General features: G+C 39.5%; 22 protein-coding genes. 3 read left to right on the forward strand and 19 right to left on the reverse strand.

All coding sequences use genetic code 11. The annotated features are described in order from the left end of the window. Positions 1-142: 142 nt before the first annotated feature. The 13 genes from Q5794_RS20830 to Q5794_RS20890 all read right to left on the reverse strand — a co-directional run bounded on the left by Q5794_RS20830 (position 143) and on the right by Q5794_RS20890 (position 14,513). A complete protein-coding gene (locus tag Q5794_RS20830; protein WP_016765324.1) occupies positions 143-628 on the reverse strand; it encodes a dihydrofolate reductase in 486 nt (161 codons plus the stop codon). Continuing rightward, positions 625-1,419: a thymidylate synthase gene (locus Q5794_RS20835; RefSeq protein ID WP_013058746.1), complete on the reverse strand. Its 795-nt coding sequence runs from the start codon at positions 1,417-1,419 to the stop codon at positions 625-627. Before Q5794_RS20835 ends, Q5794_RS20830 begins: the two co-directional genes overlap by 4 nt. 457 nt (positions 1,420-1,876) lie before the next feature. After that, positions 1,877-2,779: a formyltetrahydrofolate deformylase gene (purU, locus tag Q5794_RS20840; RefSeq protein ID WP_057233894.1), complete on the reverse strand. Its 903-nt coding sequence runs from the start codon at positions 2,777-2,779 to the stop codon at positions 1,877-1,879. Between the two features lie 285 nt (positions 2,780-3,064). Then, positions 3,065-4,870 (reverse strand): IucA/IucC family siderophore biosynthesis protein, encoded by a 1,806-nt coding sequence (locus tag Q5794_RS20845; RefSeq protein WP_214984465.1) that lies wholly within the window; start codon positions 4,868-4,870, stop codon positions 3,065-3,067. Then, on the reverse strand, positions 4,867-5,505 hold the full coding sequence (locus Q5794_RS20850) for a hypothetical protein (protein ID WP_374988401.1): 639 nt from the start codon (positions 5,503-5,505) through the stop codon (positions 4,867-4,869). Before Q5794_RS20850 ends, Q5794_RS20845 begins: the two co-directional genes overlap by 4 nt. Continuing rightward, positions 5,439-6,023: an MFS transporter gene (locus Q5794_RS20855; protein ID WP_374988402.1), complete on the reverse strand. Its 585-nt coding sequence runs from the start codon at positions 6,021-6,023 to the stop codon at positions 5,439-5,441. The genes Q5794_RS20850 and Q5794_RS20855 overlap by 67 nt, the downstream gene beginning before the upstream one ends. Positions 6,024-6,026: 3 nt before the next feature. Further along, on the reverse strand, positions 6,027-7,316 hold the full coding sequence (locus Q5794_RS20860; RefSeq protein ID WP_214984463.1) for a lysine N(6)-hydroxylase/L-ornithine N(5)-oxygenase family protein: 1,290 nt from the start codon (positions 7,314-7,316) through the stop codon (positions 6,027-6,029). Further along, on the reverse strand, positions 7,295-7,888 hold the full coding sequence (locus Q5794_RS20865) for a GNAT family N-acetyltransferase (RefSeq protein ID WP_192996310.1): 594 nt from the start codon (positions 7,886-7,888) through the stop codon (positions 7,295-7,297). Before Q5794_RS20865 ends, Q5794_RS20860 begins: the two co-directional genes overlap by 22 nt. Further along, positions 7,885-9,639 carry an IucA/IucC family siderophore biosynthesis protein gene (locus tag Q5794_RS20870; RefSeq protein WP_214984462.1) on the reverse strand — a complete coding sequence of 585 codons (1,755 nt, stop codon included), beginning with the start codon at positions 9,637-9,639 and terminating at the stop codon, positions 7,885-7,887. Before Q5794_RS20870 ends, Q5794_RS20865 begins: the two co-directional genes overlap by 4 nt. Next, entirely contained in the window at positions 9,617-11,137 is a 1,521-nt protein-coding gene (locus tag Q5794_RS20875) for an aspartate aminotransferase family protein (protein ID WP_214984461.1), read from the reverse strand. Before Q5794_RS20875 ends, Q5794_RS20870 begins: the two co-directional genes overlap by 23 nt. A 1-nt stretch (position 11,138) precedes the next feature. Further along, positions 11,139-12,503, reverse strand: coding sequence for an aspartate aminotransferase family protein (locus Q5794_RS20880; RefSeq protein ID WP_214984460.1), 1,365 nt, complete (start codon positions 12,501-12,503; stop codon positions 11,139-11,141). Between the two features lie 262 nt (positions 12,504-12,765). Continuing rightward, positions 12,766-13,458 carry a copper homeostasis protein CutC gene (locus Q5794_RS20885; RefSeq protein WP_214984459.1) on the reverse strand — a complete coding sequence of 231 codons (693 nt, stop codon included), beginning with the start codon at positions 13,456-13,458 and terminating at the stop codon, positions 12,766-12,768. 251 nt (positions 13,459-13,709) lie between these two features. Further along, entirely contained in the window at positions 13,710-14,513 is an 804-nt protein-coding gene (locus Q5794_RS20890; protein ID WP_374988403.1) for a hypothetical protein, read from the reverse strand. Positions 14,514-14,677: 164 nt separating this feature from the next. Between Q5794_RS20890 and Q5794_RS20895 the strand changes: the two genes are divergently transcribed. Continuing rightward, on the forward strand, positions 14,678-16,105 hold the full coding sequence (locus Q5794_RS20895; RefSeq protein ID WP_374989243.1) for a cryptochrome/photolyase family protein: 1,428 nt from the start codon (positions 14,678-14,680) through the stop codon (positions 16,103-16,105). 213 nt (positions 16,106-16,318) lie between these two features. Continuing rightward, positions 16,319-17,551, forward strand: coding sequence for an ATP-binding protein (locus Q5794_RS20900; protein ID WP_251033882.1), 1,233 nt, complete (start codon positions 16,319-16,321; stop codon positions 17,549-17,551). A 24-nt stretch (positions 17,552-17,575) separates the two neighbouring features. Here the strand turns inward: Q5794_RS20900 and Q5794_RS20905 are convergent, their stop codons facing one another. The 3 genes from Q5794_RS20905 to Q5794_RS20915 all read right to left on the reverse strand — a co-directional run bounded on the left by Q5794_RS20905 (position 17,576) and on the right by Q5794_RS20915 (position 18,667). Further along, positions 17,576-17,764 (reverse strand): hypothetical protein, encoded by a 189-nt coding sequence (locus Q5794_RS20905; protein WP_214984661.1) that lies wholly within the window; start codon positions 17,762-17,764, stop codon positions 17,576-17,578. Positions 17,765-17,897: 133 nt separating this feature from the next. Next, entirely contained in the window at positions 17,898-18,383 is a 486-nt protein-coding gene (locus tag Q5794_RS20910; protein ID WP_025750238.1) for a metal-dependent hydrolase, read from the reverse strand. A gap of 116 nt (positions 18,384-18,499) precedes the next feature. Beyond that, positions 18,500-18,667 (reverse strand): hypothetical protein, encoded by a 168-nt coding sequence (locus tag Q5794_RS20915; protein WP_014458527.1) that lies wholly within the window; start codon positions 18,665-18,667, stop codon positions 18,500-18,502. A 117-nt stretch (positions 18,668-18,784) separates the two neighbouring features. On the opposite strand from Q5794_RS20915, the gene Q5794_RS20920 reads away from it, so the two are divergent. Continuing rightward, positions 18,785-19,033, forward strand: a complete 249-nt coding sequence (locus tag Q5794_RS20920) for a hypothetical protein (protein WP_192996297.1) — start codon at positions 18,785-18,787, stop codon at positions 19,031-19,033. A gap of 36 nt (positions 19,034-19,069) precedes the next feature. On the opposite strand, the gene Q5794_RS20925 is transcribed toward Q5794_RS20920, so the two are convergent. The 3 genes from Q5794_RS20925 to gabT form a co-directional block, all read right to left on the reverse strand. Further along, the gene (locus Q5794_RS20925) at positions 19,070-20,494 is read right to left on the reverse strand and encodes an NAD-dependent succinate-semialdehyde dehydrogenase (RefSeq protein ID WP_192996295.1); all 1,425 of its coding nucleotides are present in this window, start codon (positions 20,492-20,494) and stop codon (positions 19,070-19,072) included. 31 nt (positions 20,495-20,525) lie between these two features. Continuing rightward, complete coding sequence (locus tag Q5794_RS20930) at positions 20,526-21,896, reverse strand: sigma-54 interaction domain-containing protein (protein ID WP_374988404.1); 1,371 nt, start codon at positions 21,894-21,896, stop codon at positions 20,526-20,528. 148 nt (positions 21,897-22,044) lie between these two features. After that, the gene (gene gabT, locus Q5794_RS20935) at positions 22,045-23,400 is read right to left on the reverse strand and encodes a 4-aminobutyrate--2-oxoglutarate transaminase (RefSeq protein ID WP_192996292.1); all 1,356 of its coding nucleotides are present in this window, start codon (positions 23,398-23,400) and stop codon (positions 22,045-22,047) included. Between the last annotated feature and the right edge of the window lie 189 nt (positions 23,401-23,589).

Consider the following 23,589-nt stretch of genomic DNA (forward strand, 5'->3'; position numbering starts at 1 on the left):
CCAATCAACTGCTAAAAGCACCTACATACATGAAATCTACCTTCACCCTCATAATGAAAAGATCCGAACGATTCAACGTTCGGATCTTTCTTCGACTAACATACTTTTGTACCAGACTCGCGTTTTTTATAAACAAAAGAGATCAGCTTCGCTCGTATACGGTAAAATAATACGTGTAGGGATTTTTTTCATCTTTAATTCCTTGCTGCTTCGAAATAACTTTCCATTCGCTCAAATCAATCGCAGGAAAATGTGTATCTCCTTCAAAGGATTCTTCAATATGCGTAATATAAAGTCGGTTTGCAACGTCTAATGTTTGCTCATACAGAGTAGCTCCACCAATCACGAAGAGCTCGTCTTCTTTTTCAGCATCTAATGCTTCTAATTCCTCAACTGAATGAATAACGGTTGCTCCTTCTTGTTGATAATCTTTTTGACGCGTAAGAACCACATTTTCACGATTAGGGAGCGGTCGTCCAATTGATTCAAATGTTTTTCTTCCCATTACAATCGTATGGCTCGTTGTGATGCGCTTGAAATACTTTAAATCTTCCGGAAGGCGCCATGGCAAATCATTCTCTTTACCGATCAGCCTATTTTGATCCATTGCGACAATGAGGGAAATCATACGCTCACAGCTCCTTTGATGTGAGGATGCGCATTATAGTCTACTAACTCAAAGTCTTCAAATTTAAAGTCAAAAATCGATTTTACGTCTGGATTGATTTTCATTTTTGGCAAAGCATGAGGCTCACGCGTTAACTGCAGGTTTACTTGTTCAATGTGATTGCTGTAAATATGCGCATCGCCAAACGTATGAACAAAATCACCTGGCTCTAAATCACACACTTGTGCCACCATCATTGTAAGCAGCGCATATGAAGCAATATTAAACGGTACGCCTAGGAAAATATCAGCTGAGCGCTGATACAATTGACAAGACAATTTGCCGTCCGCTACATAAAACTGAAATAAGCAGTGACACGGCGGCAAAGCCATATTGTCTACATCAGACACATTCCAGGCGCTTACCATTAAGCGGCGAGAATCAGGGTTGTTTTTAATTTGATTGATAACATTTGTAATTTGATCAATTTTTTCTCCGTCCGGCGTTGGCCATGAACGCCACTGATGACCATACACAGGGCCAAGCTCGCCGTTTTCATCCGCCCATTCATTCCAAATGCGCACGCCGTTATCTTGTAAATACTTAACGTTTGTATCTCCTTGTAAAAACCAAAGCAGTTCATGAATAATTGATTTCAAATGAAGTTTTTTTGTCGTTAATACCGGGAAACCTTCTTGTAAATTAAAACGCATTTGATAGCCAAATGTGCTAATTGTACCTGTTCCTGTCCGATCTTCTTTTTTTGTTCCATTTGCTAACACATGCTCGCAAAGTTCAAGATATTGTTTCACTTCCGACACTTCCTTTATTAAAAAGTCCTTTTCTATTGTATAAGTGTTCACGAGCTAAGTAAACAACTAAATCTCAGCGCATATAGAAAAGTTTTTTATCATCTAGATACGCAATTTCCCCGAAAAAAACGAGAATGAGACCTAACAAAATCAATTAAATAATCGAGTATGAATCGCTTATGATACCGCGGTTGATCTCCGTGCAAGGCTTCGCTTTCCGCGGGCGGCCGATGAGCCTCCTCGTCGCTTACACTTGCGGGGTCTCCTCTGTTCCGCTTTCCCCGCAGGAGTCTTCGCCTTGCCCTCCAATCAACCGCTAGAAGCAACTAAACAGATGAAATCTACGTTTACCATGACCATAAAAAAATCCGAACGAATTTCATTCTCTCTCAAGAATCTCGATTCATCGTTCGGATCTTCCTTAGGCTAAACTACTTTTTTAACAACTTAGTCTTTGTTAATTAAATACAATTGTGCGGTTTTCATGTACTAAAATGCGGTCTTCTAAATGCCATTTCACAGCACGCGCCAGCACCGTACGTTCAATTAAGCGGCCTTTTTTCTTTAAGTCATCTGCATCATCACGGTGGTTCACGCGTTCAATATCTTGTTCAATAATTGGTCCTTCATCCAAGTCGTCCGTTACATAGTGAGACGTAGCACCAATTAATTTTACACCTCGTTGATATGCGCGTTCATATGGACGTGCTCCAATGAATGCCGGTAAGAATGAATGGTGAATATTAATGATACGATATGGATTTTCAGCCACAAAAGTCGACGTTAAAATTTGCATATAACGCGCCAAGATAATCACGTCAATATTATAATCTTTTAATACCTGCAGCTGTTTGGCTTCTGCTTCTTGGCGAATGTCTTTTGTCGCCGGTATATGCTTAAACGGTATACCAAATGATTCAACCACTTCGCGCGCATCTTCGTGATTGCTCACAACGACAGCGATGTCTGTCATCAAATCTCCGCTTTCCCATGCCCACAGCAGCTCTAGTAGACAATGAGGCTCTTTTGACACAAAAATAGCTGTTTTTTTCAAATTATGAGCATATGTAAACTGCCAGTTCATTGAAAATGTATCGGCAATTTTTTTGAAGCTTTCTTCTAGTTTTGCTTCTTTAGCTAATAAATCCTCACATTCAAATTCGAAACGGATAAAAAACATACCCCCTTCATGGTTCGTTGAATGCTGACTTGATTCTACAATATTTGCACCGTGCTCATGTAAAAACGTAGACACAGCCGATACAATACCCGGTTTGTCCGGACAGCTAATTAGCAGCCGACCGCGATTTTTATATTTCTCTTTATATGAAGTTAAATGTTTTTGAATATGCGATTTCATGTAATTCCCTCTCTTTTTTAAATATACAGACAATTGTACCATTATCCTTGTAACGATGCGACATTGAAATAAGGCTTTGACAAAAGAAAGCCGAAACGTTTGCTTCAGCTTGTGTACTTGTTGTTCTAACATCTACTCCCATCAAATCGTTCATTCACTCACCTTTACGTTCTACACATACCTAAAATGAGTGTTTCCTAAAGTGCTGTAGCTCATCCAATTCTCTTGCTGCTTTTGAATTAAACATAAAAAAGCCGCTAGCACAAAACCAGCGGCTTTTCCTTATTATTGCACAGCTTTTTCACTAACTTCATGCACGGCATTCCGTACCTTGCCATATTCGCTTGCGTGAGGACGATCTCCGTCATCTTCGTATCCGTAATCAAACATTCGATTTCGATTTAACGTTAATTTCGTAATAGTTGGACGTAATAAATCAAACAATTCAAATCGTTTTTTCAAATGTGGAAATGATGCTTGATAATGTAAAATTTCTGCTCGTACACTTTTCCAAAATTCCGCTTCTTCTACGCCTTCATGCTCTTCTAAAATAGTCGCTAAATAGCGGAAGTGACAAACAAATAACCCTGTTAAAATAAACTGTGTCAGTCCTTCCGGCTCTTCGCTGCGCAACACTTCTTTCAATTCAAAAGATAGCTGCTGCAGTTCTTCAAACGGCTGATCGCTAATATTCACGTCATCTACAAAATCCTTCATAATAATTCGAACGGGCTTGTTATGTTTGAGCACTAATACCGTATTTTGACCGTGCGGAGAAAATACAGTACCGTATTGATATAAGTAATGAAGAAGCGGCGGCAACACAGCGCTGGTTAACGCATCAATCCACTCGACAGGAGTTAAGCCCGACTTTTCTATATAAGATGAAACTAAAGCTTTCCCTTTACTGTCAACATGTAAAAGCGCAGCTAGCGTAATCGCATGCTCTCCTTCTTCTAACTCTTGATAGATGCTTTCACGCCAAACGACTCCCAGCATTTCTAAATACTGATAAGGCGCGTTTTTAATAGAAGCAAACGTGGGCTGAGTTACGTTTAACGTAGCCACTTCACCTAAAAGTCCTACTTTGCACGTATCTTTTAAAAACGCATCGCGATCTCGTATGCCTTTAATGTGCTGAGTTACTTGAGGAGCAATTACCGTCCGCTCACTTGGAAGGCCTCTGTACACAAGCGTATTTAATATACTCATGGGAAGCTTCACATGATATTTATCTCGATTTGTTGTATTCACAAATGTACGAATCGACTGCTGAGGAAAATATTGATCTTCACCTTCTCCTAACGGAACAATTAAATCATTTGCAATGTATTCAGCGAATAAAGGAACAATCACGTTCATCCACTGCCATTCATGGACAGGAATATAGTAATAGTCCGCTGCTAAAAGGTCTTGGCTTGTTAATTCTTTTTCAAATTCAGCTAGCGTCTCACCGCTTAGCTCCTGCTTCATGACATCATCGAAGCCGAGGGTATCTAATGAATGAAACGAAGCAATTTGCTTCGCAACAGCAATCCATGAAAGCTGAATTTTTTGTTTTTGCTCAGGTGCAAACCGCAGATAATCATCATAGCCAAATCCGATGCGCCCTTTGTTGTATGTAATCCAAGGATGTCCCGTCATTTCACCTTCTAGCTCCGCATAATCCATACCTGCTAATTCATCAGCTGATTTTCGATTTTGCAAATGCACGTCTGCTATTAATGTATGAAAATATTCTTTTGCTAAGTGACCTGCGGTTGAGCTAGACATTCCTTTGTCTTCAGATAAGCTAATTAACAGCTGCAAGGCCTCCGAAAATGTAGGGATTGACGCTTTAGATGTCAGCTTAATACTTTCTGGCAGTACAGAAAAACTGTCAAACAATCGCTGTTTCGCTTGATATGTATACGTAACGCCCCGGTGGTCTTCCCATCGATACGTGGCAAGCGCCCCCTGCTTTTGCAGCTGTTTTGGCTCAATAATATTTTCATACATGAATTCCTGCAGCATTTTAGCTAAAAGCTGGCGATTTGCTTTTTCCCATGATTGCTTATTAAATACGGAAAGATTCGTTTCTTTGATTTTCATCCTTCATTCTCCTTTACTTGTCTTAGAATAGGGATTGTTTTATTACGCAGCGGCATTACAGCGCTAGCAGCTAGCAAAGGAGCGGCACCAGCTGCTAAAGGAAGCGCTAAGTTTACTTTGCTGATTTCTAGTGCTAAAAGCGGTGCAATCAGCAGGGCAATATTTTGAACAGCAATAAGCCAGCTGTAATAGTAAGCAGCTCCTTCTTTGCTTTTTTGAAATAAATAGATATCAAGTATAACCATGCTGAGATAAAACCCGGCTCCATATAAAATTCGACTTATAATAAACATGCTGAGATAATCGGCATATGCTTGCAAACATAGCAGTAAAGCACTAGCACCCGTTACGCTATAAAAAAGCGGTATAACTTTTCCATTAAATAGCTTTGTAGGTACCGTAAGCTTTAAGACGATCGCCATAATGCTCGGCATCACATATAACAAAGCGCTGCCTTGACTGCTCATGCCATATGTTTCATTTGTAAACAATGTAAAATAAGGGCGAATAACGTTGTGTCCAAGGTGAAAAAAGAAAATAGCCAGCAAATAGAAAAAAATAGGCTCGTTTATACTTTGAATGTATGCTGGTGTTTTTTCTTTTTTAAAGATGAAGCTTTTCTTGTTATGAGCCATACGGCCAGTACCATATCAGCTAAAGCAAAGTATTGATATACTTTAAGCGGCATTTCCCATGCAATAATCGCACTTCCAAACAAGCTAGCGACAATAATAGCCGTATGAACAATAAATACATAGGTTGTTGCAGCACTTGCCTTTTTCTGTCCATTTTTCATGCCGCCTACTAAATATGGATACAAAAGATATAAACTGCTTTGAAATACAAGCAGCGCTAAGGAAGTGGCTAAAAATCCATAAAAAGTAGAAGCTTCGCTCAAAATGACTTTAATTAAGGCTGTCATTAGAAGTGACGTTACAACTACATATTTTACGTTCCATTTCTTAAGCAGCATTCCCCATAAAGGTGTCATAACAATGACCACAATCCGGCAGCAAATAATAAAAAAAGACGTCATCATCACTCCATCTACATGAAATGCATTTGTAAAATACTGTGGATAAAATGGTGATAATAACACTTCTGACGTCATGGTCATAAACAAACAGATAAAAACAAAACGCGTAGAAATCATTTCTTAAAATCCAAACTTTTGGAAAACAGTATTTTCATATATTTTGTACACGTTTTTACCTGCAATTTGGTTAATCAAAACAGCATTGCGATAAGCGCCTAAGCCTAAGTCTGGAGCTCCAACTCCGTGTGTATGAAGCTCTCCGTTTTGCACAAATAGCGGGGCTCCTTTTTTCTTCACCTCAACTTGATAGAGTTCGTTAATTTTCAGCTGTCCTTTTTCATCAAACACCAAATGTTCGTTTAAACCTTCCATAAAAGCAGGCTCTTTTGCATGATAGCCCGTGGCCATAATGACAATTTCACTTTCTTCTTTTTCAAACGAGTCCTGCTCGTATTGGTGAAGAGTAAGAAGATGTGTAGCGTTTGTCTTTTCAACGCCTGCAAGTTCCGTAAGCGCGCGCATCGTTAGCGGCACTTCTTTTCCTCCAATTGTTCGTTCGTAAATCAAATCATAAATATCGCCAATCGTTTCAAAGCTTATTCCTTTGTATAAAAGAGCTTGATTTCGTAAAACGCTCTCTTTTTTCTCTTGGGGCAATCTGTAAAAATAGCGGGTATAGTCAGGCGAAAAATGTTCAAGGCCAAGCTTTGAATATTCCATCGGATAAAACCCTTTTGAGCGCGTATACCAATTCAGCTTATAGTCAAACTGAGGCTGCTGTTGAAGTAAATCATAGACAATTTCAGCTGCGCTTTGACCAGAGCCAATTACGGTAATACTTTTAGCCTTCAGCGTTTGTTCACGTTTCATTTTGTACTGAGCAGAGTGATAGAACGTATCGCTGGCTACTGATTGAAAGTCTCTTGGCACTACGGGCTGTGTACCTACTCCAGTTACAAGATGATAGCTGTAATAGGTATGAAGCTTTCCTTCTTTTTCAACCGTTACTTCATAAAAAGGTTTAGCGTCTTCATGCATTTTTACTTCTATTACTCTGCTGTTAAATTCAAGCCCACTCAGCTGGCTCGCTACCCAGCGGCAATAATGATTGTATTCATTTCTTGGAATGTGAAACTTCTCAAAGAAATAAAACTGATACAAGCGCTCATGCTCATGCAAATAATTTAAGAACGTGTACGGACTCTTCGGATCCACCATCGTGACCACGTCTGCCATAAACGGAACTTGAAGAGTTGTCCCTTCTAAAAGCATTCCTGGATGCCAATTAAACTCATTTTTTTGTTCAAAACATTTATATGTACAGTCTGTTTTATCAATTAAAGCTGCTAATCCTAAATTAAATGGACCAACTCCTACTCCAATTACGTCTAAAATGTCCCGTTGTTCCATTCGCTCCACCTTCTTTCAAATACTTTTCTTTCACATTTCAGCAGTACGCCTGTTTTATCAGACAGCGACACTTCTTTCATAAATTGAAACCCGCATTTTTTAAATACTGCAATCATTTTTTCATTTCGTATATCTGGTTCCGCTATTACTTTAGCAGTATCTGCTACCTGGAACTTGTGCTTTAGTAAACTAAGAAGGAGCGGATAAATATAGCCTTTTCCTAAAAAAGCAGGTTCTCCAATTAATAAATGAATTCCTTGATCTCCTTTTTCATAAGGGTAATAGTTACTGATAATATCTCCGTCAACCGTATAAGATTCCCAATAGCTCATAGGTACACCGTCAATTTCTCCAATTAGCAGTTTTTGATGAGAATCCGCTAAAAATGTTTTTAAATGCTGCTCATACGCCTGTTTTGAAATATTTAAATTCCAATACGGAATAACATGCGGTTCATGCATCCACTTATAGAGACGGTCGAAATCTTTATTAAAAGAAACAGAGCGAAAGGTGATGCTCTGCTCCTTTTGCTGAATTATAAATGGATACTTCGTTTGTAATGCTGAATTCATACACGCACACCTGCAGATTCGTACAGAGGATTTTCAACATTTACATAAACAGACTGCGTTTCAAGAGACCCTACCAGCTCATCCATATCATGAACACGCGTTAAGAAATTGGCTTTGCAAGGCAGCGTTTCCTCTTCTAGCATCGATAAAACAAGACTTGTATGATCTTTTTCTTTGTACATCTCTATCTCTTTTCGCAAAATCAATAGCAAGTCCGACTCTTGAACGAGACCAGCTGTACCAAAAGCATTGATTAATCCTAAAATATGGTTAAAAAATACGTAATAGCGAAATCTTTCTTCCGCTACAGCGTCATCACATACCGTATCGCTTTCTCCGTTTAACGAAGGAAGCAGCTCGCGAAGCTCTTGTTCCTTTGATTTCATAAAGTAGTAGCCTTGGTTGTCGCGGTAGTAAAACACCGATGGATACCCGCTTTCATCAAGCTTAATAACGGAATTTTGCTGATGAGCTTCCAGCGCGATTCCTTTTTGAGTGTAAAGCCACATCATCGGGTGAAAAGAGACATCTAAATAACGTTTAAACCAGCGTTTGCTTACGTCTTCATTCGTGCTATTTTCACTTGCAGCAATATGGTTAATAATATTATCAATTTGAGAAGCTTTCCCAAACACATGATCTTGACACAAACTGGCTAGAAGTGTTGTACGGTTCCCATGCTCACCTTGAAAAGGATTGCTTCGAATCATGACTTCAAACCCAAGCTCCTTTTTTCCAAGCGTGATGTAAGCAGGGTCTTCAATCACTTGAAAAGCCGGATGGTTTTCTTGAAGCTCCGCCTGTAATCCCTTTTGCAATAAATGGCTAACTTCTACTCCTCTGCTTAATTCTTTGCGTTTATTCACTCTCAGTGAATTAGTGATCTTTACCGGAATAGAAAATTTGTACATCACATCTGCATCTTTACTGTATACGGTTCTAACAGACGAAGTCGGATAAAACGGCTGACCGTGTGGCCCTAGATAAGCAAGCTTGCCTTTTTGAATCCATTCACACACTTCTTCTTTTCCTAAAAGATAACGAGCTTGCAGCGGATGCATAGGTATAAGTGAATAATCGTCCGCTTGGCAATGCGACTGTATGAATTCTTCAGAAACCTTGTTATCTTTTTTCAGCTGCTCTTTAATAAGCTGTGAAGCGGTTTGACTCCCGGCAGACTGTTCTGCAACAAGAGATTTATGTGCTTTAAAATAATGAAGCTGAAATTTGCCGTTCACTTCAGGCCCAAACACCTCTTCTTCTTCAGGTAATATCCCTTGACGGCTTTTAGGTGTGGGATGCAGCTGGTGGCCAATAAGCAATGACTGCTCAGATTCTAAGAACGTTTTGTCCCATTTATAGCACGTTTCTAACTCTTTCTGTCTTTTTTCAATGAACAATTTCATATTTTCGTAGCTTAATAGCACACGTACAATTAGCTCATTCACCTGTAGTAAATGATCTGTTACTTCTTTTAAAAGAAAGGCTAAAAGAGTGACGACATCTAATTCCTTGAGCTCCTCTTTCTGAATGCGATAATAAAAGACTGGAAAGAACAAGTGACGTCCGGTAGCTGAACGGTACTTTACTGGAAAGTAAAGAGTTACCGGCTGTTTTTCTAACCTAAGAACGAGCGTTTCCTCGCTTTTCATTTCTGAAACGGACTGCCATACTCCCTTACCTGTTTCTCGAATATAGCAATTAATAATATTTTGCATCGTAATAAAATTAGCCGATAACTGAGCGTTCACGTAATCGCTCCTCCTTTTTCTCCAACTCTTTTCCTAAAGCCACGACTTCCTCTAACTGAGTGGCAACAGAATCAATTGTAATCATGGGATTTAACATCGTTAGCTTTAAATAAGCTTGCTCTTTATGCTTTGTTTTTGCCATGATAAAAGTGCCTTTTTCATATAAATGCTGCTGAATACGCTGATTTAACTTATTTTCATAATGCTGCTGTTTTTGACAATCACCATATAAAGTATCTGGCACGTAGCGAAATACAACTGCGTTCATATAAGGATCATTTAACACCGTAATATTCCTTTGCTTTCGTAAATGTTCAGCTGTCTGCTTAGCCGTTTCAATGGTATGATCAACCATTTTTCCATACTCATTTGTACCTACTGCACGGAAAGTCAACCATAGCTTCAAGGCGTCAAATCGTTTGGTCGTTTGAATACTGCGATCTACCAAATGTACATGCTCATCTTCTTCGGGATTTAGATAATCTGCATGAAGCTGAATGTGTTTGAACATAGCTGAATTCTTCAATAGAAATGCACCGCAGCTCACCGGCTGATAAAACCACTTATGAAAATCCATCGTAATAGAATCTGCTCGTTCAAGAGCTTTTAAGCGTTCACGATATTTATGTGAAAATAGCAGCGCTCCTCCATAAGCGGCGTCAGCATGAAGCCAAAGCCCTTCTTTTTTAGCAAGCTCACTTATTTCAAAAAGAGGATCCACGCTTCCAAAATCCGTCGTGCCTGCCGTTGCTACAACAGCAAAAGGAAGGTTTCCCTGTGCTTTGACTTCCCGTATCGCTTCTTCTAAATTTTCTATATCCATCTCGTGCCTTTCATTGCACTTTACACTCACCACTGCATTCATGCCCAATCCAAGCTGAGCTGCAGATTGCTGCACCGTAAAGTGGGCTTTTTCGGAGCAGAAAATCCGCAGTTTTTTAGCTTGGAGCGGTAAACCTTCTTCACTAACATTAATTGAAAATGCAGCATGGCAATATTCATTACGAGCAAGCAGAAGTCCCATATAATTCGACTGAGTCCCTCCGCTTGTAAAAACGCCGGAAGAAGAGCTTGAATAACCAATTTGTTGTGTTAACTCATCAATCACTTGATCTTCTATATACGTAGCTGCCGGACTTTGATCCCACGAGTCCATAGATTGATTCAAAGCAGAAATCATCACTTCCGCAGCAAGGGCCGGTATAATCGGAGGACAATGCAAGTGCGCCATTGCCCCGGGATGCGAAATATGAAGCGAATGATCCAGCACTACGGCTTGTACGTCATCAAACAGATCTTCTAGCGGCTGTTCGTGTTCGCTAAAATAGACCGAACGATTGACTAAGTTCGATAGTTCGTCAACGTCTATGTGAGTATAAGGGGATTTTAGTTCATGGTAGTGACGTTTAATCATCTCAGCCATTCCGCCTATCATCGCTTCATAATTCTCGAGGCTTTCTTTGGATGATGATAAAAACCACTTTTCAAACGGCGCCATTTTATTTATTCACCCACTTCTCTTCTGCTGCTTTTATCGCTTCTTCAAATCTTGTTAACACTTCATCGGTTTGTTGTTTCGTTAAAATTAATGGAGGAAGCAGACGAATAACAGCACCATGCCTTCCACCCACTTCTAAAATGACGCCTCTGTCAAAACATTCTTTTTGAATCAGCTTAGCTAACTCACCGTTTGCAGGATAACTGCCGATTTTATTAGCCGGCTTTGTTGCGTCTATGATTTCAACGCCCAGCATCAAACCTCTTCCGCGTACATCACCAATTGAGAATACTTGCTTTTGAATATGTTTTAGCTGACTCTGAATATAAGCTCCTAATTCATGAGCATGTGCAGGTAAGTTTTCTTGTTTTATAAATTGCAGAGTGGCTTGTCCTGTAGCCATCGCAAGCTGATTTCCTCTAAAGGTGCCGATATGTGCACCCGCTTCCCATTGATCCAGCCTTTTATCATACAGAACGACTGATAAAGGAAGGCTGCCTCCAATTGCTTTAGATAGCACTAATACATCCGGTTCGATATCAGCGTGTTCGAATGCATACAGCTTTCCTGTTCGTCCAATTCCAGTTTGAACTTCATCTACAATAAGCGGAATGTTTCGTTCTTTTGTGATTCTGCGAAGCTCTTTTAACCATGGAATCGGCGCCGGAACAGAGCCTCCTTCTCCTTGTACAATTTCTACTACAACACCCGCCGGAGTCACAATTCCACTTTCAGGATCATCCAGCATATTTTCAATGTATGTACTAATGTAAGTGTGACCTTCAGCACCCACGCCAAACGGGCAGCGGTATTCATATGGATAAGGTAGAAAATGTGTATCAGGTACTAGCGCATGAATGTGCTTTTTGGGACTCGTTGTACCGCTAATGCTTAACGTTCCGTGCGTGGAGCCGTGATATCCCCCTTGAAAAGATAAAATCGTTCGGTTACCTGTTGCTGTTTTTACAAGCTTCAAAGCTGCTTCAATTGCGTCTCCTCCAGTTGGACCGCAAAACTGTATTTTCGCTTTGTTTGCAAATTCTTCTGGTAAACTAGCAAATACTTCATCGATAAAAGCTTCTTTCACAGGCGTTGTTAAATCTAATGTATGTAAAGGAATAGATTTTGCTAAAACGTCTTGTATTGCTTCATGAACTACGTAATGGTTATGACCAAGAGCAAGCGTGCCGGCTCCTGCTAAACAATCAATATACTCTTTTCCATCCATATCCGTGATCACGGCGCCTTTTGCTTGTTTAATTGCAATAGGAAGCCGTCTAGGATAAGACCTTGCATTGGATTCACGTTCATTTTGCATAGCAAGCAGCATTTCGTTTGATGTAAGTTGTTTCGTTGACGTTGACATATCATATCCTCCTGTTTGTTCAATTGATAATGATTTTCATTAACAATTACAACAATAAATGATAATGATTATCACTGTCAATGATTATTCTGAAAATATGAAATTATTCCTATTTCACTTTAAAGTCGAAAAAACGCAGCATTTCTCTTATGTAGCAAGGATTCAAAGGGTTTTATGGTGTTTTCCATTTAGGGAAAACTATGTAATAAGTCCCTTTCTATTTCCAAATAAAAAAGTGCTACAATTCCTTGTAGCACTTCTGTTACTTTTGCTTATTCATCGTTTCTTTTGCAGCTTTTACACTCCTTGGGTCAAGCGGTTTCGTATATTGACAATTCACTCGAACCCCTGAACCAATACGAATTTCTTTCACGGGAGTAACGGATAAGAACGCTTGAAGATTTTCAGGTTTCAGCCCTTTTGTCCCGATTAAAATAATATCTTTATCTTTCATTTTTCTTAACAGTTTTTTAATATGAGGAATACCGTTTAGCGCACTTTTATCCGCTCCTGAAGTCATGACACGCTGAATTTGCTTATAGCTTAAAAGCGTTTCAAGCGCCTTTTCTTGATCACTGATTTCATCAAATGCTAAGTGGAACGTTACATTCATTTCTCCTGCCGCATCCAGCAGTCGCTTTAAAGCTTGCTCATCAATAATTTTGTCTTCTGTTAAACAGCCTATTTCAATTCCATCAATGCCAATTTCTCTTGCATAGTGAATATCTTCAATCATTGTTTGCAAATCATCTTCATCATATTGAAAAGATTGATTATGTGGACGAATCATCACAAATATTGGGATATGTATCGTTTCTTTCACTTTTTTCATCAAACCGTAGCTTGGGGTTAAGCCGCCTTCACCGATTCCAGTTACAAGGCTTATACGATCGGCACCATGTTCCTGGGCAACTTTAGCATCATGTAAGGTTGCAGCTGTGACTTCTAATATCATTCTAAAAACACCCTTTCCCCTTTAATATAGAGCTTTTACCTTCTTTTCCCTGTATTTATACTTAAAAAACTCTACCAAACTCTCTTATTTAAGAAAACACCCAAAAGATGTGATTAATATTTTCAAAAAATTGAATGTCATGGAAAAAGAGTAAGAACTATTCTTTTTCTCATGACGTTTCAATTAATAAAATTCTATATTTATACTAAAGATTCAAAAATACATCCCTTTTATCTAGGGTAAAGGGTTTATTAAAAAGAGCGTGGATTTGTTTGTTGCGTGAACATCCAATCATTTAAAGAATGAGGCTGCTGATGACCAACTGGTGCTGAGAAATCGCGGCATCCGCAATCATGCATCGGCATTTGGCCCATTCCTCCGTGCATTAGCGGCATTCCACCTTGCATCGGCATTTGACCCATTCCTCCGTGCATTGGCGGCATTCCACCTTGCATCGGCATTTGGCCCATTCCTCCGTGCATTGGCGGCATTCCACCTTGCATCGGCATTTGACCCATTCCTCCGTGCATTGGCGGCATTCCACCTTGCATCGGCATTTGACCCATTCCTCCGTGCATTGGCGGCATTCCACCTTGCATCGGCATTTGACCCATTCCTCCGTGCATTGGCGGCATTCCACCTTGCATCGGCATTTGACCCATTCCTCCATGCATCGGCATTCCGTCTTGCATTGGCATTTGACCCATTCCTCCGTGCATTGGCGGCATTCCGTCTTGCATCGGCATTTGACCCATTCCTTCATGCATTGGCGGTAGCTCTCCGTACATTGGCATTTGATTCATTTCTTTTTGCATCGGCGGCATTCCGCCTTGCATTGGCATTTGATTCATTCCTCCATGCATCGACGGCATTGCATCTTTCATCGGCGGCATTTCTCCGTGCATTGGCATTTGATTTGCGCCTTCTTGCATTGGCATTGCCTGCATTTCTTTTGCAGAAGGCATAGGCGGCATTTTAGCAGGTTTAGGTGCTGCTTGCATATATGGATTGGATATCGGTTGTCCGGTTTGTTTCATTCCATACGAATTTCTCATTTTTAAGGGCTCCTTCCCATTCTCTTACTCTGTTTACGTTATTCTTTTTACCATCGATCTGAAATTCGTCCATAAGAAAATAGGCTTTCTACACATTCAAAATTGTAGAACGTATAAAAAAAAGCTATAATCGAGGCAAATTGCAGATAGAAAGGTGGCACATGATGAATAAAACCATTATCGTATGGATTCGAAAAGATTTTCGGCTGGTTGATAACCCAGCTCTGTTTCACGTAGCTAAAGAAGGAATGGTTGTACCTGTTTATATTCATGACGACTACGAAGACAGCTCAATGGGAAGTGCAAGTAAATGGTGGCTTCACCATGCGCTGAATGACTTTAAAACCTCGATCGAAAAAATAAAAGGAACGCTGATTGTACAAAAAGGAAACCCTAAAGATGTGTTACAAAAATTACTTCATGAAACGAATGCACAAGATATTTATTGGAATAGACGCTATGAACCACATGGGCCAAAAAGAGATAAAGAGCTTCAAGCTTTTTTTTCAGAGCAACAAATAAATATTCGCACATTTGAGGGGTTTCTCCTTCATGAACCTTGGAAAATCACAAAAGAAAATGGAGATCCTTATAAAGTATTTACAGCTTATTATAAAGCTTCTCAAAAACATTCAGTATCTTCTGCTGTAAAAAAAGTTACTTCCATACAGGCCTCCTCTAAACCGGTTGAATCTCTTTCAGTCTCAGATCTCGATTTGCTTCCAAGCATACCGTGGGATGAAACGATTAAGTCGACGTGGGAAGCTACGGAAAAAGGCGCTATTGATGTCTTCAAAACGTTTTTAAAGAATAAGCTGCTTCATTATGAAAAAGGACGAGATTTTCCTGCTGAAGCATTAAATTCATTTCTATCTCCTTATTTCGCTACAGGACAGCTCTCAGCTCGCGTCCTTTATCATTATTTGAGAACTAAAGCTGAAAAAGTACGTTCTGATGCTTTTGAACAGCAAGCTGAAATGTTTATTCGTCAACTTATATGGAGAGATTTTGCTTATCAGTTGCTTTATCATTTCCCGCACACTACAAGTGAACCGCTTAATGAAAAATTCAAGCAATTTCAGTGGGCTGACAGCAATGAAGAGCTTCAAGCTTGGAAAAATGGAAAAACCGGCTATCCCCTTGTCGATGCCGGAATGCGGGAGCTGTGGGAAACAGGGTTTATGCACAACCGAGTTCGAATGGTAGCTGCTTCCTTTTTAGTAAAGCACCTTTTAATTCATTGGAAACACGGAGCAAATTGGTTTTTTGATACCTTAGTAGACGCAGATTTAGCTAATAATACAATGGGCTGGCAGTGGGTTGCAGGCTCGGGGGCAGACGCCGCGCCATATTTTCGTATTTTTAATCCAATTACTCAATCAGAAAAATTTGATAAAGAAGGAGAATATATTAAAAAGTGGCTTCCAGAGCTTAAAGATATTCCTTCTTCTTATATTCATAAACCTTGGGAGGCCCCAGCAGACGTATTAGAAAAAGCAAACGTTACACTTAATAAAACATACCCGGCTCCAATTGTCGATCATAAAGCAGCTAGAGAGCGAGCGCTAGAGCATTATCAGCATATCAAATAAGAGGTAAATCACGCCTCTTATTTGATATGCTGAATTTTTTAAACGTGTAAAAAATTCCCTTTCTTATCTATTTGCAACTAAAAACATGTATTTGAAATCTCTTTATAGGGTTTTCAAGCCCATTTCCCCTCTCTATAGCACATTTGATTTTTCATATTTTTTCCTATAATTTGAATATATAATAATGATTATATATGCTTGGGAACTCTCTCATTGCATAGATCTGATTGGAGTGATTCGATGCCCGTTTGTCCTTCTTGTAACTATAAGGAAGATTATAATTTTTGCAGAATGTGCGGCACTCAAGTTCGGCACACCTTCGCCAACCAAGAAGATCAGCTTTTTTATCCATTAAAAGATCGAATCATTACGGATGACAATGAACCAAAGCATCAAGCTATTTTATCTCATACCCATGATTTAGTATGTGCTATTACTGAAGATGGCATTTATGAATACGCTTCTCCTTCTTACGCTAAAACGTTAGGCGTTTATCCTGATGAGCTTATTGGACAACATGTGCTTATCAATGCGTATCCCGAAGACAAACACATAATCTCGACTATTTTAGCTAACATGAGCAAAACAAAAGATGCCTCCACGTTTGAATACCGAAAGTTTCACGTGAACGGCACCATCGTTTTATTAGAATGTAAAGGCGCTCCAATTATTACATCCACTGGAGAAATCGAAGGGTTTGTATTTGTCTCACGAGACGTAACAGAAAAAAGACAAGCAGAGAAAAAGATCCAGAATTCAGAAAAACTTTCTGTCATCGGTCACCTTGCTGCAAGTATCGCACACGAGGTTAGAAATCCTTTGACAACCATTAAAGGGTTTGTACAACTATTCAGTGAGACACAGCAGCCGAAAAAAATAATGATTTATCGAGATCTCATTCAGCATGAACTTTCACAAATTGAACATATCATCACAGAGTTTATGAGTTTAGCTAAACAAGAGTACTTATATACAGACAACCTTGTTATTACCGACTTGTTAGATGAGGTATTAAAGCAATTTGAACCGGCTACTGGAGTCAAAAACATCCACATCATTCGCCATTATCCAAAAGAACATCCCCTGCTCGTTAGTGGACAAAAAACACAGCTAACCCAAGTATTTATTCATGTTATACAAAATGCCATTGATTCGATGGAAAGCGGCGGCAAGCTGGCGGTATCGATTGAAAAATCAGCTAGAGAAACGCTGTGCATTGTGATAAAAGACAATGGATGTGGAATTGATTCAAAGCGTATCCCTTATATAGGAGAGCCTTTTTATACAACAAAAGAACGAGGAATAGGCCTGGGACTAACAATTTGCAACAAAATTATTAATGAACATAATGGTTTTTTTCATGTATCCAGTGAAAAAAATGACGGTACAAGTATTACCATTACCCTTCCTATGAAAACGACTGGACTTTACGTAGTGGAAGCCTAAAAGAGAGGTTGAGACATAACTAAATCACTTCCATTTAAAGACGAGCAAATTAGGTAAATGCTCTAGTATAAATAGCCTTTTACACCGCTGTTGATATCCGTACAAGGCTTCGCTTTCCGCGGGCGGGCGATGAGCCTTCTCGTAGCTAGGCTCCTGCGGGGCCTCATCTAGGCCGCTTTTCCCGCAGGAGTCTTCGCCTTGCCCTCCAATCAACCGCTAGAAGCAACTAAACAGATGAGACCTACGTTCACCATTCCAATAAAAAACGAACCACCAATCAAACATTTTGATCAATAGTTCGTCATTTACCTTGGCTAACATACTTTTGTCCCAGCCTCTTCTTCCTTTAAAACAGCTGGGTGTACAGCTGATACTTATAAAGCATATAGAAACTTCCTATCACTGCCAGGTAAAAGATGAGCGTCTCTGCTCCGCTACCTGTTTCGTATGTTAAAGGAGGCTTAAACTTCTTCTTGCTAAGAGGTGAGAAAAAAGGTACCCCTCGTTTAGAAAAGAAATCTCCAAGAATATGAAAAGCGTATCCATAGGCTATTCCTAATGTAAAGTCATTGTCATACATCGTATGTAAATAAAAAATAAGTCCACTTGCAAGAATAGAATGCGTAATACCCCGGTGTCCAAAAATAGATTTAATTATTTTTGCGAGACCAAGAGATCTTCTACCAATATATGAATTTGGTTCATCAATATCAGGAAGCAGTGCTCCAATCGCGATGCCTACAACATAAGGAAATGTAAACGAAGCGTCTCCTGTTATAGCCACGCCGGCACCGGCAGCAATCGATGTTGCAATATGTGTGTGATATCTCAAATATGCCACCTTCTTTCTTTTTCAACTTAAGGCAAGCACTGTGATCAAAATCACACATACGTTCGCCCAACGTTAACTATAAGTGAAGGTGGTAAAAATGTCAAAATAATCTATGATTACGTAAGCTGCAGACCGACTAACCCGATAAGCATCACAAGAAAACTAATAAGAGTACCCTTTCCATTTTTCTTTGCTCTTCCATCTTTTTTGACAATAGAATAAATCCACGTACTCGAATACACAGCGAATCCAAGAAAACCAAATAACGTGATATATGTAAACATACCGAAACTCCTTTGCTTGTCATTACTATTAACTATACGAGATTTTATAAAAAAAACAAAGTAGTATGACGGCTTGTTTAATATCTCTTTCTTTTTCTTATACTAGGAAGAGGAGGGATGGCTATGCAACAGAAGCAGCTAGAAGATATATTCGACTTCTATGGGTTAAGTGAGGTTTATCGCCGCAATTTCGAGGATGCTGAACGCCACTGGTTATTTAAAGACGTGGAGGTAACTATACTTGAAGATTTTTTTAACTCTCACGATTGCGAAGATCTCGAATGCTGTACTCTAGAAGAATTTTGTTTTTCATTCATGAATTTCCAATCCATACATGCACAAATTCCCCACGTGTACTATTACTAAAAAAGTGATTTCGCAGGAAAGCGAAATCACTTTTTGTTAAAAGCCTAAAGAAATATATTTTACTTCTAAATATTCTTCAATTCCGTAATGTCCGCCTTCACGTCCAAGCCCACTTTCTTTAAAGCCGCCAAACGGCGCTTGTGGTGTAGAAGGTAGTCCATCATTTAGCCCTACAATACCATATTCTAAAGCTTCAGCAATACGAATAGCTTCTGAAATATTTTCAGTGAACACATAGGCTGCTAATCCGTAAGGCGAGTTATTTGCACGGCGAATAACTTCTTCTTCTGTTTGATACGTCGCAATTGGAGCAATTGGCCCGAATGTTTCCTCGTACATACAAAGCATATCGTCCGTTGCACCATCTACAACCGTAGGTTCAACAAACAGTCCGCTTCCCTCTTCGCGTACAGCCCCTCCAGTTAAGACGTTTCCACCTTTTGCTACAACATCGTCTAAGTGGCGCTTTACTTTTTCTAACGCTTTTTCATCGATTAGAGGTCCGATATCCGTACCTTCTTCTAAGCCGTTTCCGACTTTCAGCTGACTAACAGCCGCTGCAAACTGCTCTGCGAACGGTTTAGCAATAGACTCGTGCACGTAGATGCGGTTTGTACATACGCATGTTTGACCAGCGTTACGGAATTTAGAAGCAATTGCATTTGTTACTGCTTTATCTAAATCAGCATTTGCTGTTACGATAAACGGAGCGTGTCCGCCTAATTCTAAAGACACTTTTTTAACCGTATCAGCTGCTCCGCGCATTAACAGTTTACCTACTTCTGTAGAGCCCGTAAACGATAGTTTACGTACACGTCCATCTTGAAGCCACGCTTCTCCAATCGCTTTTGCATCTCCCGTAACTACATTAATTACGCCTTTTGGAATACCCGCTTCTTGTGCCAGCTCTGCTAGACGAAGAGCCGTTAGTGGCGTTTGTTCTGCCGGTTTAATAACCGCTGTACATCCAGCTGCTAAAGCTGGCGCTACTTTACGTGTAATCATAGCTGCCGGGAAGTTCCAAGGCGTAATAGCTGCCATGACTCCCACAGGCTGCTTATGAGCAAATAATCGTTTATTAGAAGAAGAAGCTGGAATTGTTTCTCCGTAAATGCGTTTGCCTTCTTCTGCGTACCATGAAACGAATCCGTTGGCATAGCCAATTTCACCTTTTGCTTCTTTAAGAGGCTTGCCTTGCTCGACTGTCATTATTTCAGCAAGTTCATCGGTGTGTTCTTCAATCAGCTGATGCCATTTAAATAATAATTTACCGCGCTCTTCTGCAGTTTTTTTAGACCATGTTTGAAACGCTTCATAGGCAGCATCTGCTGCTAGCTTCGCTTCTTTTTCTCCACCTTTTGCAACAGCAGCCACTACTTCATTTGTTGCTGGATTCACCACTTCGTATGTATCACTTGCTGAAACAAATTCTCCGTTAATATATAAGTTTGCTTGCTTCATATTTCTTCACTCCCTGCTTAAATTTATCTACTCAATGTTCTGTGCTGTCCGAAACGTACTTTCGAATTTTACGACTGGCTTGTGATTGGCTAATACCAAGCTGTTCTGCTACTTTGTAAGATGACCTATGCTGTTCAAACGCCTTTATGACCATCTCTTTTTCCACATGTTCAATCATTTCAGGAAGCGTATGCACAGGTGGATCGATAGCAAACTCTTTTGCAAAAGGCAAATCTTTAAGCGTAATCATTTCTTCCCCTGTAACGACCAGACGCTCAATGATATTTTCCACTTCACGAACGTTTCCTTTCCATTCTTGTCCTAAAAACGCATCTAACGCCTTTGGTGATAAACGTACATTACGTTCGTATGCCGTATTAAAATGGTGAAGAAACTGATAGACAAGCGGCAGAATATCTTCTTTTCGCTCTCGTAAAGGAGGAATGGTAATCGGCACTACATTAAGTCGATAGTACAAATCACGTCTAAACTTTCCTTCTTCCACCATTTGTTCTAGATTTTGATTCGTAGCAGCAATAATTCGTACGTCTATTGATACTGCTCTTGTTGAGCCCACAGGACGAATTGTACGGTCTTGCAGCACGTGGAGCAACTTACTTTGTGCTGAAAGAGAAAGTTCACCAATCTCATCTAGAAAAAGCGTGCCTTCGTTTGAAAGCTCAATGATTCCTTTTTTCCCTTCTCGAAATGCTCCAGTGAACGTACCGCCTTCATAGCCAAATAGCTCTGATTCAATAAGCTGTTCAGGAAGCGCTGCACAATTAAGCTCATGATACGGCTGCTGTTTTCTTGTACTAAGCTGGTGAAGCAGTTTTGCTACTCTGCTTTTTCCTACCCCTGTTTCTCCAAGTAAAAGAACGGTTGTATTTACAGAAGCAACTCGTTGAATGGTTGAAAAAACTTTTTTCATCGCTTCACTTTTTGTCACGATGCCTTCTAAATCCACGGCTTCGTTTAACTCTTTTTTATAGTTTTCAAGCTGTTCTTCCATCTCTTCTACTTTTCGTTTTAATTCCATTAAGTCTGTGAGATCCCGAGAATAGCTAATAACGCTTTTTAAATGTCCGTCGTTTGTAAATACCGGCCTTGTCCGCACATGAAGATACCGGCCGGAGTTTGTTTTTTGAACCAATTCAATTGCTTGATTAGATTCAATCACTTTTAGCGTGGCCGAAGGATAAAAAATACCCATTTCCTGCAGTTCTTTTACGTGCTTTCCAATAAAATCTTCCACTTTCAAAGCATAGTTTTTTTCACACTCTGAATTTACAACTAACACATATCCATTTGCATCAGTTACAAAGATTTCATCAAATGATGACTCAAATATATCGTAAAGTTCATCGTTAATTTTCTGAATATGCTTTTTATGAATGGTCATTTGAATCACCTTTTCGTCAAAAAATAATTATTATTTTATTTTATCAGAAAATGAAAAATCTATAAATAGAGTGTCCAAACATACCCATTTTTTGTGATTCATGAAGAATGAGTGAAGAGTTCTCTCTTCACTCATGCCACAATTTCACTTATACTTCAACCGTTTGCTGTACGCTTGCTTCTAGTGCTGCTTCAAAAATAGCTAAGCCTTCTTCTAGCTGCTCATCCGTAATAACAATTGGCATTAAGATACGAAGAACGTTTCCAAATACTCCTGCGCTAAGCAATAATAATCCACGTTTGTTTGCTTCTTTTACGATGCGCTGTGTAAGCTCTTTGTCCGCTTCTTTTGTTTCACGGTCTTTCACAAGCTCAATCGCAGACATCGCTCCTAATCCGCGAATATCACCGATACAGTCATATTTCCCTGCTAGTTTTTCAAATCGTGATGTTACCACTTTTCCAAGGTACTCACCGCGTTCGTTTAGCTTTTCTTCTTCAATGATATCAAGTACAGCTAAGGCTGCTTCACATCCAAGAGGACTTCCACAATACGTCCCGCCAAGCTCACCAGGATTAGATTCATCCATGATTTCAGCACGGCCAATGACACCGCTGATTGGTACGCCAGCTCCTAGTGATTTTGATACCGTAATTAAATCAGGCTCAACGTCAAAATGTTCAATACCGAAGTAGCGGCCTGTACGTGCAAATCCTGCTTGAATTTCATCTGATACAAATAAAATTCCGTGCTCTTTACATAATTGATACACTTCTTGCACAAAACGTTTACCTGGAACAATGAAACCACCTTCACCTTGAATCGGCTCCATTACAACAGCTGCAATCGTTTCCGGTGCTACTTCTGTATTTAAGAAGTTTTTGAATTCTGTAATCATGAAATCTTCGTATGCTTCAACTGATAATCCTTGTGGACGGCGATACTCATAAGGATATGGAGCTTTGTATACTTCAGGAGCAAACGGTCCAAATTCATATTTATATGGTTTTACTTTACTTGTCATTGTCATTGTCATTAATGTACGGCCATGGAAACCGCGGTTAAAGGAAATAATTCCTTGACGTTTTGTATATTTACGAGCAATTTTCACTGCGTTTTCTACAGCTTCTGCTCCGCTATTTAAAAGTAATACTTTCTTGTCAAATTCACCAGGTGCAATTGCTGCTAATCTTTCTGCAAGCTCTACGTATGACTCATACATCATTACGTTAAATCCTGTGTGAATAAAACGGTCTACTTGTTTGTGAAGCGCTTCTTTTACTTTTGGATGACTGTGCCCTACATTGATTGTGCCAATTGCGCCTACGAAATCAATAAACGTATTGCCATCGACATCTTTAACGATCGCCCCTTCAGCCGTATCAGCAAATGTCGGAATGCCATAACTTACACCTTTCGGAATGGCACGGTGTCTTCTATCTAATAATTGCTTTGCATTTTCTCCCGGTAAATTTGTTGCTACTTTGCTAAAAGTTTGACTCATTTTTTATCTTCCTCTCATATTAAATAATTCTTCAATTAGTTTATATGCAAAAAACATGCCAACTTTTAAAAAGCTGAAAAATAAGCATTTTTAGATAATTCTAACGATATTTCATTTATCAATAAGTCTATATAAACTTATTGATAAGTCAAAAAAGACTCTTCCCTTACATAAAGTGCAGGAATTTTA

The sequence above is a fragment of the Priestia megaterium genome (genome assembly GCF_041941685.1).
Lineage (GTDB): Bacteria > Bacillota > Bacilli > Bacillales > Bacillaceae_H > Priestia > Priestia megaterium_C.